The following is a 378-nucleotide window of genomic DNA, read 5'->3' as shown; positions in this document are numbered from 1 at the left end:
TGCCGACCGTGCTGCGCCTGGCCCTGGTCATCTCTGAACACGGCCGCCGCTTCGTGAGCCGCCGCGCGGCGGCCGACAACGGTTCGCTGCGTGCCACAGCCGATGCCGTCCTCGACGTACTGCTCCCGCGTCCGCACGCATCCGTAGACCATCGACGGTGGGCCGCCGAGATGCAGTCCGAGGCGAGCCAGGTTCCGCAGGACCAGGTAGACGCGCTGCGTGCCCACGCCGACACACTCGACGGCGACTACGGCATGGGCATGCGCACGCTGCTCGCGGGCGACGGCGTGACGCTGCGGTCGCTGCCTCTGCTGGTCTCGCTCGTGGGAGCACAGCACCGCGCACAGGAACGGGCCGCCGCACACGCGGCGATCGCGC

Annotated in this window: 1 pseudogene; it reads left to right on the top strand. The window is 72.0% G+C overall.

Annotated features, from left to right (window positions below):
- A pseudogene (locus tag I0Q12_RS11020) lies at nucleotides 1-378 on the top strand (hypothetical protein); the annotation flags it as partial.

This window comes from Rhodococcus sp. CX, from assembly GCF_015865005.1.
Taxonomy (GTDB): Bacteria; Actinomycetota; Actinomycetes; order Mycobacteriales; family Mycobacteriaceae; genus Rhodococcus.
Note: the sequence above shows the minus strand (reverse complement) of the source record. Positions and strands in the feature narration are given on the sequence as shown.